Here is a 15,422-nt window from a genome sequence, read left to right on the forward strand (position 1 = left end):
CGACTTTCTGGCAAACTCTTCCCCTCGTTCGTCCTGATCACCGAGGGGAGCCCTCTGCCCATGGCCTTGCGTATCCTGATCCTGCTGTTTCTGCTGTTGCCCGTCTTCGCTACCGCGGAGGAAGCGGCGGTCCCGCGCCCCATGACCCACGAGGACCTGTGGCTGCTGCCGCGCGTCGGCGGTCCCGTGACCAGTCCCGACGGTACGCAGGCCGTCCTCCAGGTCATGCAGCCGGCCTACGACAAGGACGAGGGGGGTACCTACCTGTGGCTGGTCGAGACCGACGGCAAGACGCCGCCCCGCCAGCTCACCTTCGTGAAGTCCGGCGAGTCTGGTGTCACCTGGAGCCCCGACGGGGAGCGCATCGCCTTCACCGCCAAGCGCGAGGGCGACGAGGCCGCGCAGGTCTACCTGCTCGATCTCGCCCGTGGCGGCGAAGCGGAGCGCGTGACCGCGGTCAGCACCGGCGCGCAGCAGCCCCGCTTCTCGCCCGACGGGACCCGCATCGCTTTCACCACCCAGGTGCACCCGGAGGCGATGAACGATGCGGACAGCGAGCGGATTACAAAGGAGGAGAAGGAACGGAAGTACGAGGTGCACGCCTACGACGGCTTCCCGATCCGCCACTGGGACCGCTGGCTGAACCCGGATCGGCAGCCCCGCCTCCTGGTGCAGACCATCGGCACGGACGAGGCTGTCGACCTCCTGGCCGGCACTGCGCTCGCCCGCGAGCCCGGCTTCTACGCGGCCGGCGGGCTGGACCCGGCCTGGGCGCCGGACGGCGAGTCGATCGTCTTCGTCGCCAGCCGCAACCGGCATCGCGCGGCCTTCGATTTCACCAACTCCGAGCTGTGGCAGGTCCCGGTCGCCGGGGGCGAGCCGCGCCGCCTGACGGGCCGTGAGGGTCTCGAGGGTGGCGACAACTGGAGCGCGCCGGTGTTCAGCGCGGACGGCCGCAGCCTGTTTGCGCGCCGCGTGCCGCGGACCGAGCGCGTCTTCAATGCCGCTCGCATCGTGCGCTTCGACTGGCCCGCAGCCACCGTGGCGGCCGAGATCACCTTGCCCGAGATGCGCACGGCGGGCGATTTTGCGGTGACCCCGAACGGTCGCGAAGTCTATGTCCTAGGCCAGGACGCCGGGCTGGTCCGGCTCTATCGCGGCAGCAGTCGGGGCGGCGTGGCGGAGCCCGCCTTCGAGCCGGGCACCGGCGGTTACGGCAGCCTCTCCATGTCGCGCGGGGGCCGGCCGGTGCTGCTGGCCACCTGGGAGAGCGCCGTGAGCCCGGCCGAGGTGGTCAGGATCGACCTGCGCCGCGGCGGGCACGCGGCCCTGACCGAGTTCACCGCGGCCGCCACGGCGGAGCTGGACCTGCCCCCGGTGGAACATTTCTGGTTCGAGACGGAAGACGGCCGGCGCATCCACAACCTGCTGGTCCGGCCCGCCGGCTTCGACCCCGCGCGCAAGTACCCGCTGCTGGTGCTGATGCATGGCGGGCCCCACAGCATGTGGCGCGACCAGGTCCACCTGCGCTGGAACTACCACCTGATCGCGGGCACCGACTACGTGCTGGTCGCCACCAATTACAAGGGCTCGACCGGCTTCGGCGAGGCCTTCGCGCAGAGCATCCAGGGCGATCCCCTGAAGGGTCCGGCCGAGGAGATCAACCAGGGCGCCGACGTGGCCGTCGAGCGCTACGATTTCATCGACGGCTCGCGCCAGTGCGCCGCCGGCGCCAGCTACGGCGGCCACCTCGCCAGCTGGATGCTGGCCACCACCGACCGTTACCGCTGCCTGGTCAATCATGCCGGCCTGGTCGACCTGGCCAGCCAGTGGGGCACCAGCGACGCGGTCTATCACCGCGAGGTCAATGTCGGCGGGCCGCCCTGGGAGGGGCATCCGCTCTGGACCGAGCAGAGTCCCATGACCTTCGCGGCCAATTTCCAGACCCCGACGCTGGTGACCGCCGGCCAGCTGGACTTCCGTGTGCCGGTCAACAACACGCTCGAGCTGTGGACGGTGCTCCAGCGCCTCCAGGTACCCAGCCGGCTGCTGGTGTACCCGAAGGAGAACCACTGGATCATGACCGGCCACAACAGCCGCCACTTCTATGGCGAGCTGGCGAGCTGGTTCCAGCGCTGGCTGGGCGAGGGCCAGGGCGAGGTGGGGGCCGCTCAGTAGGCCAACGAGGGGCGGCGATTGCGCGGCTTGGCGAGCAGCATCTGCACCGTGCCGATGTTGCGCTCCAGGAAGCCGCCCTCGCAGTAGCAGAGGTAGTACTCCCACAGCCGGATGAAGCTGTCGGGGTAGCCCTGCTCGCGGACCTGGCCGAGGTTGGCGAGGAAGCGCTCGCGCCAGCGCCGCAGCGTAGTGGCGTAGTGCAGGCCGATGTCCTGCAGGTGGAGCAGCTGCAGGTCCGTGGTGCGGGCCATGCTGTCGCTCATCGCGGCGACCGACGGCAGGAAGCCCCCCGGGAACACGAAGCGCTGGATGAAGTCGACCGACTTCAGCGCCCGCTGGTAGAGCTGGTCACGGATGGTAATGGCCTGCAGCAGCATCAGCCCGTCCGGCTTCAGGCGCCGGGCGCAGGTTTCGAAATAGGTGTCGAGGTACTGGTGCCCTACGGCCTCGATCATCTCGATGGAGACCAGCTTGTCGTACTGCCCGTCCAGATCGCGGTAGTCGCTGAGCAGCAGCGTGACGCGGTCCTCCAGCCCCGCGGCGCGAATTCGTTCCGCCGCGAGCGCGTGCTGTTCCCGGGAAATCGTCGTGGTGGTCACGCGGCACCCATAGTTCCGCGCCGCGTGGACGGCGAGGGCGCCCCAGCCCGTGCCGATCTCCAGCAGGTGATCCGACGGCTTGAGATCGAGCTTGCGGCAGGCGGCATCCATCTTGGCGATCGAGGCCTGCTCGAGCGTGGCGTCGTCGTGCTCGAAAATGCCGCAGGAGTAGTTCATGGTCGGGTCGAGGAACAGCCGGAACAGGTCGTTGCCCAGGTCGTAGTGGGCGGCGATGTTGCGGCGGCTGCCTTCCCGGCTGTTGCGGTTGAGCCAGTGCGCTATGCGCCGCCCGAGGGCGGTCAAGTGCATGGCGCCGCCGTTCAGTGAGTCGAGCACCTCCCGGTTGGCCAGCAGGATGCGCACCAGGGCGGTGAGGTCGTCGCACTTCCACAGGCCGTGGATGTACGACTCGCCCGCGCTGGTGATGCCGCCGAAGGCGGCGTCGGCCCAGAACTGGGGATGCAGCACCTCGATCCGGGCCTGCAACACGCCGGGGCCGGCGGGCTCGCCGAAACGGCGCGTGCCGTCCGCGTCGTGCACCTCGATGCCGCCGCTGCGGATGCGCGCCATCCGCTCGAGCAGCAGCCGCTTGGCCAGCCGCTGCATGCGGCCGGGCTCGACGCGGCCGTCGTCCAGGGAAGGGGCCAGTTGTGCCGGGATGGTGTCTTCGCTCATGACTTCTCCAGTCCCGTCTCGCGCTTGGACGGGTGCGAATGGAACACGGCGCCTTTGAGCTTCAGCTTCAGCGCCTGCCAGTAGATCAAAACTACGACCTGCAGCGTCACCAGGGGGAATCGGGCCAGCGCCCGCGCCAGGGCCGGGCCGGTGATCTCGCGGCGCTCGAGGCTGAGCGTCGCGTCGAACGCATGGCCGCGCGCTTCCTCGTTGCGCAGGTGCACGAGCAGCCGCTGCCCGGGGGCCGTGAACCGCCAGCGGTAACGCGTCTCCATGGGCAGGAACGGCGACACGTGGAACGCTTTGTCCAGCTCGAACTCGCTGCTCGGCCCGCGCACGCGGGCCTCGTCGCGCGGCAGCACGTAGCAATGCTGCTCGCCCCACGGCGTGTTGTTCACCTCGCACACGATGGTCTCCACTTCGCGCCCCGTTTCCTCATAAACATAGTAAAAACTGACGGGGTTGAAACAGTGGCCGAAATAGCGCAGGTGGGTCAGCAGCCGGATCGGGCCGCCCGGGCGCCGCCCGGTGCGCTCCTCGACCAGCGTCCGCACGGCCTCGTCGAGCGGCACCTGCGGATCGCCCAGATGGTCGGCGCGGCGCAGCCAGGCCGGGGCGCGGCGACGCGTGCTCCACAGCCAGCGGCCGCGGAAGACGCGATCGAGTTCGCCCAGGTCCAGCCAGACCATGAACAGCCGGTAGGTGAAGGCGTTCGACACCGGGTCGGCGCCGCCGCCGTGGCGCCGGTGGCTAACTCGCCCGAAGTAAAGGCAGCTGTGCATGCATGCTCCAGGATTGCACGGCCGCGGCAGCGACCAGCCCGCTCTTTACCCCGTCCTCGTGGAAGCCGTAGCTCCACCACGCGCCGCAATAGAAGCTGCGGTTCACGCCCATCAGCTCGCTGCGCCGCTGCTGCGCCGCCACGCCTTCGGGCGTGTAGACCGGGTGCTGGTAATCGATCTCGCGGATCACCTGCGCCGGATCGATGTCCATGGTCGGGTTGAGGGTGACCAGGAACTGGGTCCGGGCCGGCAGGCTCTGCAGGATGTTCATGTGGTAGGTCACGGAGACCGCCGCCGTCGGCTGCGCCGGCACGTGGTAGTTCCACGCCGCCCAGGCTCGCTGGCGGCGGGGCAGCACGCGGGTATCGGTGTGCAGCACGGCCCGGTTCGGCTGGTAGGGGATGGCCCCGAGCACCTCGCGCTCGGCGGCCGTCGGCTGCTCGAGCAGCGCCAGCGCCTGGTCGCTGTGGCAGGCGAAGACCACCGCGTCGAAGCGCTCGCGGTGGCCGCCGTCCAGCACCAGGTCGACCCCGGCCTCGTCGCGCAGCACCCGCCGCACCGGGGTGCGGAGACGGATGGCGTCGGCAAAGGGAGCCGTCAGCGGCCCGACATAGCTGCGGCTGCCGCCCTTGATGACGTGCCACTGCGGCCGGTCTTGCACCGACAGCAGGCCGTGGTTGTTGAAGAAGTCAACGAAGTACCGCGCCGGGAAGCGCAGCATGGTGCGGGGATCGGTGGACCAGATCGCGGCGCCCATGGGCACGATGTAGTGGTCGATGAAGCGCCGCGAATAGCCTTCCCGCTCGAGATAGGCGCCGAGCCCCAGCGTGTCGTCGTCACCCTCGAGGAGCTGCCGCGATTCGCGATTGAAGCGCAGGATGTCGCGGATCATGCCCCAGAAGCGCGGGCTGGCGAGGTTGGCGCGCTGCGCGAACAACTGGTCCAGCGAGCTGCCGCAGTACTCGATGCCGGTGCGCGCGCAACGCATGCTGAAGCCCATCTGGCTCGGCTGCGACGCCACCCCGAGTTCCTTCATCAGGGCGATGAAATTCGGATAGGTCCAGTCGTTGAAGACGATGAAGCCGGTATCGACCGCCCACTGGCGGCCTTCCGCCTCGACGTCGATGGTGTTGGTGTGCCCGCCGATATAGTCGTTGGCCTCGAACACCGTGACCTCGTGTTCCAGGCAAAGTTTGCGGGCCGCGGTGAGCCCGGCAATGCCGCTGCCGATGATCGCTATTCTCACGTCAAGTACTTCCTGGCTGCTTCAGACACGCCGGCGGATGGCGCGAACCACGCCGCCGAGCAGGGGCAGGCGCTCGTAGAGCAGGGCGCCGGCATCGAAATAGTCGCGGTGGTAGCGCACCTTCGCGTCGAAGCGCAGGTGCGTGGCGCCCGGCAGCGCGAGCGGCTCGGCCGGGCTGAGCCGCGGATGCTGCAGGTGCATGGTCCAGGTCAGCATCGCCTCGCCGTCGCCCGCCAGGATGCGCTCGAAATCGAAGCGCACGGCCGTCACGTTGGCGTACATGCGTGCGAAGTACTCGTGCAGCGCGGGCAGGCCCTCGACGTGATGCAGGGGGTCGGTGAAGGCCACGTCCTCCGCATACACCTCGTCCAACAGGTGCAGGTGATCGCGGTCCAGCGCCTGGTAGACCTGCAGGAAGCGCTCGAGCAGCCCGCCCGCGGCCCCGCCGGCGTTGATCGGCGGCCGGTTCACGCCGCCGCGTCCCGCTCGAGCGTCGCCATGAGGGTGGCGCGCGCCGCGGCCGGTTCGTCACCGAGGGCCGTGCTGTGCCGGCTGCCGGCGCGGGAGAACAGGGGCCCGCCGGCCGCGTCCGCCAGCGCCTCGGCCAGCTCCGCCTCGTGGGTCAGGGACGCCATGGAGCCGGCTCGCGCCAGGGCCTCGTGCCCCTCGTCCGCGTTGCCGACCTGCACGACGATCGATGGCAGGCCCAGGGGCGCTACGGTGGCCGCCAGCGCAAGCAGCCAGACGGCGGGGCCGGGCTGGGGCGGCAGCAGGACCAGCAGCTGCGGCCGCGCCGCGGCGGCGTGTCCCGGCGCACCCAGGGCCAGGCGCGCGTCGAGCACGCGTTGCAGGCAGCGGGCCAGCAGCGGCGGCAACGCCGCGCCGTGCACGGCGAGCAGGTCGAGCACCTCCCGCGACAGGCCGGGGCGCTCCACGTCGGCGGCGTCGAGGGCCGCGTGCATGCCCCCGTGGTCCAGCGCTTCGAGCCGCTGCAGGAGCAGGTCGCGCCAGTGGGCGGCGCGGTCCGCCGGCGCGTCGGTCGCGCCGTTGAGCTGGCGCGCGGCCTGGCTGATGGGGACACCGGCAGCGACCAGGCTGGCCGCAGCCCGCAGGCGTTCCAGGTCGAGCCGGCTGTAGAGCCGGTGGCTGCCCGGCGTGCGGGCCGGCTGCACCAGCCCGTAGCGGCGTTCCCAGGCGCGGATGGTGACGGGGTTGATGCCGGTCAGCTCGGCCACCACCCGGATGGGGTACAGGCCGGCCTCCGGCGCGTCAGCCGGCATCGGGGGCCTCCACTTGCTGGAAGAAGATCGTGACCTCGCCGACCCGCAGGCCGAACTTGCGGATCTCGGACCGGTTCACGAGCACGTCGTCCTGGATGAGCCACATCCAGTCATCGAGAAAGACGTCGATGGTGCCGTCGTTCCAGGGCAGAGCGAGGGTGTAGCGCCAGTGGAGCGCATTGCCCCGCGCTTCGCCCGTGGCCTCGCCGACCACGTCGCCGGCGGTGCCGACGTAGTTGTTCGCGTCCAGCCGGCGAAAGGTCCACACGCGGCGCTCGGTGCTGCCGTCGCTCCAGCTGAAGTCCTCCTCCAGCACGCCGGTGTCGCCGTCCCAGCGGCCGACCATGTCGACGCGGAAGCTGCGGGTCATTGCGCCGGAGCGGTCCTGCACGATGCCCCACGCCACCAGCGGCCCGTCGAAGTACTCGCGCAGGTCGAGGGCGGGCTCGCGCCCTTCGTAGTCCCTGATCTGCGCCGCACAGCCGCCCAGCAGGGTCAACAGGCCCAGCAGTGCCGCCAGCCGCAGGGCCGGCCCGTGGCGCCGGGGCCTCATCGGCGTCCTCCCAGCAGGGCGGCGCGCAGCGCGGTGTCGCGCGTCTCGGGGTGCAGCCAGATGCCGAGGAAAGCCGGACCGAACTCGGGATCGTCGACCACGCCGAGCAGGCCGTCGTTGCCATAGAACAACGTCGGGCCGCCGGGCTCGTAGCGGGCGATGATGCGGTCGCCCGGCGCCACGTCCGGCCAGATCTCGGCCACGGCGTCGAGCCACTGCTGCCGGCGCTCCGCACCGGGCAGGACCAGCTCGTCCTCCAGCCGGCGCCATTCCTTGGCGGTGCTCTCCACCAGCCGCTGGCTGGAGATCTTGCGGCGATAGGTAAGCTCCAGCGCCATCGGCTCGGCGCTGTCGAGTCCCTGGAAGTCAGGGTGGCCGCTCAGCAGGCGGGCATCGTAGACGCTGAGCCCGAACCAGGTCAGCTCGCCGCTGCCGACCTCGACCAGCGCCTCGAACGGCCCGGCCGGCATGGCATCGGCCCTGGCCGGGGCGACGGCCAGCGCGGCGGCAAGGAGCAGGGTGGCGGACAGGGTCCGGAGCATGGTGCGAATCTCCCGTGTTGGTACAGCGGGGGATTCGCCGCAGGGCGAGCGGCCGGATTCAATTTCGTCGAACTAGCCTGTCCAGGGGGCTGGACAGGGGGGATCTCAGGTGCTCGAGGGACCGCAGAAGATGTCGTGCAGGGTCTCGATCACGCGGCCCGCCGGCCCGTCGGCCAGGCGGTAGTAGATCGCCTGGGCCGAGCGGCGCGTGTGCACCAGGCCGTCCCGCCGGAGCACGCCGAGGTGCTGCGACAGCGCCGACTGCGACAGCGGCACGCGCTCGTTGATCTGTCCCACGGTGAGCTCGCCGTGGGCCAGGCTGCAGAGCACCATCAGCCGGGAGCTGTTGGACAATGCTTTCAGGAGCCGCGCGGCATCGTCCGCGTGAGCGCGCATTTCTTCCGCGTCCACGGCCAGGCGCGGCGTGCATTGGGCGGGGTTGGCGGCTTCAGGTTTCGCGCTCATAAGCCTCATATCCTACGATGACGGGGCGGGAAAGAGAAGTTCACTAAATTAGCGGCATCTGAAATAATGGCGGGGACGAGCGCAGTTGGTGGCATCGCATGACGACAGGACCTGAAGTCAGGGGACTCTTTGATTCCCCCACGTCGACCTTCTCCTACCTCGCCTGGGACCCGGCGACGCGCACGGCGGCGATCATCGATCCCGTGCTCGATTACGACGGCGCCGCCGGGCGCACCGACACTGCCGGCGCGGCGGCGCTGCTGGCCATGATCGAGCGCGAGGGCCTGCAGCTGCGCTGGATCCTCGAGACGCATGCCCACGCCGATCACCTGTCGGCGGCCGCTTTCCTGCGCGAGCGCACCGGGGTGCCGGTCGGCATCGGCCGCGGGATCACGGCGGTGCAGGCGAACTTCCGCGACATCTACAATCTCGGCGCGGATTTCCCGGTCGACGGCCGGCAATTCGACCGGTTGTTCGCCGACGGCGAGCGCTTCCCGCTGGGCGAGCTCGAGGTCGAGGTCATGGCTACGCCGGGCCACACCGACGACAGTGTCACCTATCGTATCGGCGACGCCGCCTTTGTCGGCGACACCCTGTTCGCGCCGGATTACGGCAGCGCCCGCTGCGATTTTCCCGGCGGGGACGCAGCGCGCCTGTTCGCCTCGGTGCAGCGCCTGTACCAGCTGCCGCCGGAGACGCGGCTGTTCCTCTGCCACGACTATCCGCCGGCGGGCCGCGAGCCCCGCTGCGAGTGGAGCGTGGCGGAACAGCGCGCCGGCAACGTGCACATCAACGCCGGGACCCGCGAGGCCGATTTCGTGGCCATGCGGAACGAGCGTGACGCCGGGCTGAAGATGCCCGCCCTGATCATCCCCTCGGTGCAGGTGAACATTCGCGCCGGTCGCCTGCCGGAACCGGAGGACAACGGGCGGCGCTACCTGCGGGTGCCGCTCGACACCCTGTAGCCCCGCAGCCGCGGGCGCGGGGCCGGTTACATCGCGGGGAGCCGACTTCATTTCGCCGGCTGGCGCCCGTCCCGCGGGGACGGCGCTCCGGTGGGCGGCGTCGGCAGCCGTACCAGGTAGATGGTCACGGCCAGCGCCAGCAGGAACATCGCGACCTGCGCCCAGGCCAGCGGCACGAAGAACACGATCGTGACGCCGAAGGACAGCCACATGAGCAGCAGGGTGGTGGCCTTGGCAGGCCGGGTCATGCCGCGTCCCTCCTCGAAGTTGCGCACGTAGCTGCCCAGCCAGCGGTGATTGAGCAGCCAATTGTGGAAGTGTTCCGAGCTGCGTGCGAAGCAGTAGGCGGCAAGGAGCAGGAACGGGGTGGTCGGCAGCCCCGGCAGCAGGATCCCGATCACGCCGAGTCCGACGCAGAGCATGCCCGCGGCGATCAGCATCCAGCGGGCAGCGTGATCCAGGTAGGTCTCCGGGTTGCGGAGCCGGTGCCTTGGTACCGGGCGGGAGCTCATGGTGCGGGCGCCGGCCTCAGCCGGCCGCGGATGGCTGAGGCCGATAGAAGCGCCGCAGCCGTTCGCTGCGGAACACCAGCGCCGCAACCAGGGTGAAGGCGGCCACCGCGCCGAGGATCAGCGCCATCCGCGCCCAGGGCGCCCCCGCGGCCGCGCGCTGCGCCCCGATCTCCCAGGCCCTAATGACCCAGTACCCGGCGCCGCCGAGCAGCCCCAGCTGGACGAGCTGCGCCGCCCAGCGCCGCGGCACGGCCAGCACGGCCGCCAGCAGCAGGACGGCGATGAGCATGGCCTCGCTGCCGGCGCGAAAAAAGCTGGCCCCGAGCAGGAGCAGCGCCAGGACGGGGAACACCAGTCGCCACATGGTCGCTACTCGACGTCGAAATGGAAGGTCACGGACCGTGCCGGCGCCGCGCCGCCAAGGGGCTGCAGGTAGTCGAACACCAGGTGCGCGTGACCGGGCTCGAGGGCGACGAAGCGCCAGGTCTCGGTGCCCGGGCCGTCCGCCGGTCCGGCCTCGTAGTGCGGCATGCCGTCCGTGCGCATCACGGGCAACACGTTCTCCGCGGGGATCCAGGTGAAGCCGCTGCCCCGGTCGGCCGGTAACCGGACTTCGACCACTTCGTCCCGCTGCAGGCGCACGGCCCGGCCGTCGTCGGCGTCGGTGAGGACCACCACCGGCACGGGAACCATGGCAGGCTCGCGCGCCGGGGCCGTGGCTGCCGCTGGCGCGGCGGCCGGGGCCGGGGCCGGGGCCGGGGGCGGGGCCTGCTCGGGACTGCATGCGGCCAGCGTGAGCAGCGCTGCGCAGAGGACGGGTATGCGGCGGAACATGATGGCGTGACCTCCCATGGCTCAACCCAGCCCCGCCAGCCAGTCGTCGTCGGAGGCTTCGCTGATGTCCTCGAACAGGTAGGTGCTGAGGTAGCGTTCCCCCGTGTCCGGCAGCATCGCTAGCAGGACGGCGCCCGGTTCCGCGCGCTCCGCCACCTTGAGGGCCGCCGCGAGCGTGCCGCCCGCCGACAGGCCGACGAGGATGCCCTCCTCGACGGCCAGCGCCCGCGCGCAATCCCGCGACTCCTCGTCGGTGACCGTGACCAGCTCGTCGAACACGTCGCGGTTGAGCACCTTGGGGATGAAGTCGGGGGTCCAGCCCTGGATCTTGTGCGGCTGCCATTCCTTGCCGCCGAGCAGGGACGCGCCGGCCGGCTCGGTGGCGACGATCTTCGTTTCCGGCCGCGCCAGCCGGATGACCTCGCCGGCGCCGGTCAGGGTGCCGCCCGTGCCCCAGCCGCTGACCCAGTAGTCCAGGCGCCGCCCGGCGAAGTCGCGCAGGATCTCCGGTCCGGTGGTGTTGCGATGGAAGGCCGGGTTGGCCTCGTTCTCGAACTGGCGGGCGAGGAACCAGCCGTGCTTCGCCGCCAGCTCCTCGGCCCGGCGGACCATGCCGGTGCCGCGCTCGGCGGCGGGCGTCAGGATGACCTTTGCGCCGAGCGCCTTCATCACCCGGCGCCGTTCGATCGAGAAGGTCTCGACCATGGTCGCGACGAAGGGATAGCCCTTCGCCGCGCAGACCATCGCCAGCGCGATGCCGGTGTTGCCCGAAGTGGCCTCGATCACCGTTTGCCCGGGCTCGAGGACGCCGCGCGCCTCCGCATCCTCGATGATGGCGAAGGCGAGACGGTCCTTGACGGAGGCCATGGGATTGAAGGACTCGATCTTGACGTAAATGGTGGTGTGTTCCGGACCGATCCGGTTGAGCCGGACGACAGGCGTCGAGCCGATGGTGCCGAGGATGTCGTCGTAGATCATTGAGTACTCCCTGCCGCGCTCCGGGCTGGCGGATGATAGATTAATGCGCGGTTAAACCAATAGAGGAGATGGGCGTGACAAAGTTCAGGCAGTTGCTCGGCCCGCTGGTGGCGGTCCTTGGCGCGGCGGCCGGACCCGCCTTCGGCGCGGCGCCGGAAATCGTGGTCGACGAGATGCGCACCCAATACCAGAAGATCCGGGTGGTGAAGCTGGCCGGCGGGCTGGAGCGGCCCTGGGCGGTCGCCTTCCTGCCTGACGGCGGTTACCTCGTCACCGAGCGTCCGGGGCGCCTGCAGCTGGTCCGCGACGGCGCCAGGACCGAGATCGGCGGGCTGCCCGAGATCACGGCCATCCGCCAGGGCGGCCTGCTCGACGTGTCGCTGCACCCCGAGTTCGAACGCAGCCCCTGGGTCTACCTGAGTTACGCCAAGGGCGGGGAGGGCGGCACGGCCCTGGCCCTCGGACGCGGCCGGCTGGAAGGCGACCGCCTGGCCGGCTTCGAGGAGATCTTCGTCCAGGACCGCTTTTCCGTACCCGGCCGCCATTACGGCTCGCGCATCGCCTGGCTGCCCGACGGCACGCTGCTGCTGAGCATCGGTGACCGCGGCGCCGAGCCGGCGCGGGCGCAGGATCTCGGCGACCATGCCGGCAAGCTGCTGCGGCTCAACGCGGACGGGTCGGTGCCCGCGGACAACCCCTTCGTCGGCCGGGAAGGCGCGCAACCGGAAATCTGGTCGCTGGGCCATCGCAACATCCAGGGCCTGGTGGTGGGGCCCGGCGCTGACGTCATCTGGGCGACTGAGCACGGCCCGCGCGGCGGCGACGAGCTGAACCGGATCGAGCCGGCCCTGAACTACGGCTGGCCGATCGTCAGCCGGGCGCGGCAGTACGGGGACGAGTCGCCCTACGGCGAGGCCCGCAGGCGCGAGGGCTTCGAGGACCCGGTCTACGAGTTCCTGCCGACGCTGGCGCCCTCGGGCCTCGCGCTGGTCACGACCGACCGTTTCCCGGCCTGGCGCGGCAACCTGCTCGCGGGCGGCCTGGTCGCCGAGCGGATTCGCCGCGTGGTCCTCGAGGACGGCGAAGTGGTGCACGAGGAAGAGCTGCTGCTCGGCGTCGTGGGCCGGATCCGGGACGTGCGGGAAGGGCCGGAGGGCCTGATCTATGTGCTGAGCGACACCGCCGACGGCGGCCTTTACCGCATCGAGCCCGTGGACTGAGGATCCAGCGGGGGCATCGGCAGCCCCAGGGTCATCGCGGCGGTCCGCAGCAATTCCAGCTCGGCGCCGCGCAACACCTCGTCGTGGCTGGCGACCACGGCCAGGGCTTCCAGCAGGGCCTTGCGGTACGGCTCGGCCATCGCTGCCAGCCGCGCCGCGTGACCCGCGGTGCGTTCCCCGGCCGTCGGATCGACGGCGCTGAAGTCCGGCGTGCTCTCGGGCAGCGGAAAACCGGCTTCGCCCAGGTGCGCCACGCCCTGCTGCCAGGCGCTGCGGACCTCCGGCTCGGTTTCATGCCCTGCGCGCGCCAGCAGCGCGAGCAGCGCCAGCGCGCCTTCCGCATCCGGCGGCGCCGGCTCTTCGGGCCGCAGCCGCACCTGGATGGCGGCCGCCACGGCGGCCTCCCGCGGGGTCACCACGCCGTCGAGTTCCGTCAGGCGCTGCACCAGGTGCAGCAGGTCGCCCTGGCGCGCGGTCGGCAGGTTGTGCAAGGCCGGAGAGGCGAGGTCGAGGACCGCCAGCTGCAGCGTCGGCGACAGTTGCGCCAGGTGGCCGGCGGCCCGGGCGACGCGGTCCGCGGCCTGGCTGCCCAGGCGCGCCTCCAGCAGGGCCAGCTGGCTGTCCCGCGCCGGTTCGCCCGGCGCCAGCAGCAGGGCCAGGCAGACGGCGGCGGCGCCGTCGGGCTCGAGCACCAGCTGGTGCAGGTCGTCCGGCACCATGGCCAGCACGCGCTGCGCCATGGCCAGGTCCACCACGCCGACCAGCATGGCCGCGGTGACCGGGTCCATGCCCGGGAGCACGCTCGCGGGCTTGCCGGCCTCCGGCGCGGCCTCCGGCGCTGGCTCCGCGGCGGGCGCCGGGACCGGCTCGGGCGGCGCCGGATCGCCCGGGCGCCACTGGGGGTCGAGCGCCTGGATCCGTTGCTCCAGGGGCGGATGGGTCGCCAGCAGGCCGGTCAGGCTGCGGCGACCCGTGGCGAACAGCATGTGGCCGATTTCTTCGCGCCGCACGGCGCGGACGGCAGAAGACAGCGGGGAGGCCGCGATGCGCTTGAGCGCGTTGGCGAGCCCCGCCGGGTTGCGCGTGAACTGGACCGCGGCGGCGTCGGCGAGCTGCTCGCGCTGGCGCGACACCGCGGCCTGCAGCAGGCGGCCGGCGAGCACGCCGACAGAGCCGAGCACCAGGATCGCGAGGCCGATGGCCATCAGGGCCGCCGCGCCGCCGCCGCCGCGGCGGCTGCTAACCCGCACGCGCTGGCCGCCGAAGGTGCCGCCGCGGAGCATCATCCGGCCGACGGTGCTGACGGCCACCAGGCCGAAGAGATATCCCATCAGCCGCGCGTTCAGGCGCATGTCGCCATTGAGGATGTGGCTGAACTCGTGCGCCACGACGCCTTGCAGCTCGGCGCGGGAAAGCCGCTCCAGTGCCCCCCGGGTCACGGCGATGGCGGCGTCGTTGGGCTGCAGCCCGGCGGCGAAGGCATTGATGCCGGGCTCGTTCTCGAGGACGTAGACCTCGGGCACGGGGAGGCCGGCGGCGATCGCCATTTCCTCGACGACGTTGTGCAGGCGGCGGCGCAGCGGCTCGCGTTCCAGGCCCGTGACGCGCTCGCCGCCCAGCGCCAGCGCCACCGCGCCGCCGCCGCTGCGCAGCTCCCGCAGGCGCCACAGGGCCGCCAGGCCGATGAAGGCTGCGGCGACCATGGCGGCGACGGTGAACACGCCCGGCTCGAAGCCGGTGCCGAGCTGGCCTTCCGGCGCAGACATGGCGGAGAAGCCGACTGCCAGGACGAGGCCGATGGCCAGCGCGACCACGCCGGTAGCGACGGCAAAGGCGCCCAGCAGCCAGCCCGAGCGCTTGCGTGCAACCTCCTGGCGGCCGAAGAAGTCCATGCCCGAGACTATCCCGGGAGCCGCTCAGGCGCTCAGAAGCTGACCTGGGGCACGGCGCGCTTCTCCTCAGACTCGATCTGCAGGAACGCGGCCGGTTCGAACTTGAAGGAGCCGGCGACCAGGTTGTTGGGGAAGTTCTCGCGCGTGTTGTTGTACGTCATCACTGCGTCGTTGAAGGCCTGGCGCGCGAAGGCGACCCGGTTCTCCGTGCTCGTGAGTTCTTCCTGGAACTGCATCATGTTCCGGTCGGCCTTCAGGTCGGGGTAGGCCTCGGAGAGAGCGAACAGCCGGCCGAGGGCAGCCGACAGGCCGGATTCCGCGCTCGACAGGTCCTCGATGGCGGCGGCGTTCTCGGGCTGGGCCGACGCCTTCTTCAGGCTCTGCACGGCCCGGGTCCGGGCGGAGATCACGGCTTCCAGCGTCTCGCGCTCGTGCTTCATGTAGCCCTTTACGGCCTCCACCAGGTTGGGGATCAGGTCGTGACGGCGCGTGAGCTGCACGTCGATCTGGGCAAAGGCGTTCTTGACGGCGTTGCGCAGGTTGACCAGCTTGTTGTAGATGCCGATCGCCCAGACCAGGGCGGCCGCGATGATGATAAGCACGATCCAGAGTCCCATGACCCGTCCTCCCCGTGTGGTTGCCGGTGGAGCATACGGCAAGCGCGTTACAGGAGAAAGCGATGCCGGCAAGTTGAGCCGGGC

17 protein-coding genes are annotated in these 15,422 nt (G+C 70.8%); 3 read left to right on the plus strand and 14 right to left on the minus strand.

Translation table 11 applies throughout. The features are described 5' to 3' along the window. The first annotated feature begins 60 nt into the window (after positions 1-60). A complete protein-coding gene (locus G6N75_RS12070; RefSeq protein ID WP_206203099.1) occupies positions 61-2,178 on the plus strand; it encodes a S9 family peptidase in 2,118 nt (705 codons plus the stop codon). Here the strand turns inward: G6N75_RS12070 and G6N75_RS12075 are convergent. From G6N75_RS12075 to G6N75_RS12110, 8 genes are all read right to left on the minus strand, one after another. Then, positions 2,172-3,452, minus strand: a complete 1,281-nt coding sequence (locus tag G6N75_RS12075; protein WP_206203100.1) for a cyclopropane-fatty-acyl-phospholipid synthase family protein — start codon at positions 3,450-3,452, stop codon at positions 2,172-2,174. The genes G6N75_RS12070 and G6N75_RS12075 overlap by 7 nt on opposite strands. After that, positions 3,449-4,234: a DUF1365 domain-containing protein gene (locus G6N75_RS12080; protein WP_165348611.1), complete on the minus strand. Its 786-nt coding sequence runs from the start codon at positions 4,232-4,234 to the stop codon at positions 3,449-3,451. The genes G6N75_RS12075 and G6N75_RS12080 overlap by 4 nt, the downstream gene beginning before the upstream one ends. After that, positions 4,203-5,480, minus strand: coding sequence for an FAD-dependent oxidoreductase (locus G6N75_RS12085; RefSeq protein WP_165348612.1), 1,278 nt, complete (start codon positions 5,478-5,480; stop codon positions 4,203-4,205). The genes G6N75_RS12080 and G6N75_RS12085 overlap by 32 nt, the downstream gene beginning before the upstream one ends. Before the next feature lie 21 nt (positions 5,481-5,501). Continuing rightward, positions 5,502-5,951 carry a nuclear transport factor 2 family protein gene (locus tag G6N75_RS12090; protein ID WP_206203101.1) on the minus strand — a complete coding sequence of 150 codons (450 nt, stop codon included), beginning with the start codon at positions 5,949-5,951 and terminating at the stop codon, positions 5,502-5,504. Next, positions 5,948-6,760, minus strand: a complete 813-nt coding sequence (locus G6N75_RS12095) for a MerR family transcriptional regulator (RefSeq protein ID WP_165348613.1) — start codon at positions 6,758-6,760, stop codon at positions 5,948-5,950. The genes G6N75_RS12090 and G6N75_RS12095 overlap by 4 nt, the downstream gene beginning before the upstream one ends. Further along, on the minus strand, positions 6,750-7,313 hold the full coding sequence (locus G6N75_RS12100) for a DUF3833 domain-containing protein (RefSeq protein WP_165348614.1): 564 nt from the start codon (positions 7,311-7,313) through the stop codon (positions 6,750-6,752). The genes G6N75_RS12095 and G6N75_RS12100 overlap by 11 nt, the downstream gene beginning before the upstream one ends. Then, positions 7,310-7,855, minus strand: coding sequence for a chalcone isomerase family protein (locus G6N75_RS12105; RefSeq protein ID WP_165348615.1), 546 nt, complete (start codon positions 7,853-7,855; stop codon positions 7,310-7,312). The genes G6N75_RS12100 and G6N75_RS12105 overlap by 4 nt, the downstream gene beginning before the upstream one ends. Positions 7,856-7,960: 105 nt before the next feature. Further along, the gene (locus tag G6N75_RS12110; RefSeq protein ID WP_240901105.1) at positions 7,961-8,320 is read right to left on the minus strand and encodes a metalloregulator ArsR/SmtB family transcription factor; all 360 of its coding nucleotides are present in this window, start codon (positions 8,318-8,320) and stop codon (positions 7,961-7,963) included. Between the two features lie 98 nt (positions 8,321-8,418). Here G6N75_RS12110 and G6N75_RS12115 point away from each other — a divergent pair, with 98 nt between their 5' ends. Beyond that, positions 8,419-9,285, plus strand: a complete 867-nt coding sequence (locus G6N75_RS12115; protein ID WP_165348616.1) for an MBL fold metallo-hydrolase — start codon at positions 8,419-8,421, stop codon at positions 9,283-9,285. Between the two features lie 47 nt (positions 9,286-9,332). Here G6N75_RS12115 and G6N75_RS12120 read toward each other — a convergent pair whose 3' ends face one another. Genes G6N75_RS12120 through cysK form a run of 4 tightly spaced genes read right to left on the minus strand, consistent with a single transcriptional unit; the run spans position 9,333 to position 11,609 of the window. Next, complete coding sequence (locus G6N75_RS12120; protein ID WP_165348617.1) at positions 9,333-9,797, minus strand: YbaN family protein; 465 nt, start codon at positions 9,795-9,797, stop codon at positions 9,333-9,335. A gap of 16 nt (positions 9,798-9,813) precedes the next feature. Further along, positions 9,814-10,161 carry a hypothetical protein gene (locus tag G6N75_RS12125; RefSeq protein ID WP_165348618.1) on the minus strand — a complete coding sequence of 116 codons (348 nt, stop codon included), beginning with the start codon at positions 10,159-10,161 and terminating at the stop codon, positions 9,814-9,816. Between the two features lie 5 nt (positions 10,162-10,166). Next, entirely contained in the window at positions 10,167-10,631 is a 465-nt protein-coding gene (locus tag G6N75_RS12130; RefSeq protein ID WP_165348619.1) for a protease inhibitor I42 family protein, read from the minus strand. Positions 10,632-10,652: 21 nt separating this feature from the next. Continuing rightward, the gene (gene cysK / locus G6N75_RS12135; RefSeq protein ID WP_165348620.1) at positions 10,653-11,609 is read right to left on the minus strand and encodes a cysteine synthase A; all 957 of its coding nucleotides are present in this window, start codon (positions 11,607-11,609) and stop codon (positions 10,653-10,655) included. 104 nt (positions 11,610-11,713) lie between these two features. On the opposite strand from cysK, the gene G6N75_RS12140 reads away from it, so the two are divergent. After that, entirely contained in the window at positions 11,714-12,829 is a 1,116-nt protein-coding gene (locus G6N75_RS12140) for a PQQ-dependent sugar dehydrogenase (RefSeq protein ID WP_240901124.1), read from the plus strand. On the opposite strand, the gene G6N75_RS12145 is transcribed toward G6N75_RS12140, so the two are convergent. Both G6N75_RS12145 and G6N75_RS12150 read right to left on the minus strand, forming a co-directional pair. Next, the gene (locus G6N75_RS12145; RefSeq protein ID WP_165348622.1) at positions 12,805-14,721 is read right to left on the minus strand and encodes a M48 family metallopeptidase; all 1,917 of its coding nucleotides are present in this window, start codon (positions 14,719-14,721) and stop codon (positions 12,805-12,807) included. The genes G6N75_RS12140 and G6N75_RS12145 overlap by 25 nt on opposite strands. A gap of 32 nt (positions 14,722-14,753) precedes the next feature. Continuing rightward, entirely contained in the window at positions 14,754-15,338 is a 585-nt protein-coding gene (locus tag G6N75_RS12150; protein WP_165348623.1) for a LemA family protein, read from the minus strand. Between the last annotated feature and the right edge of the window lie 84 nt (positions 15,339-15,422).

This window comes from Thioalkalivibrio sp. XN8 (assembly GCF_011058255.1).
Taxonomy (GTDB): Bacteria; Pseudomonadota; Gammaproteobacteria; order Steroidobacterales; family XN24; genus XN24.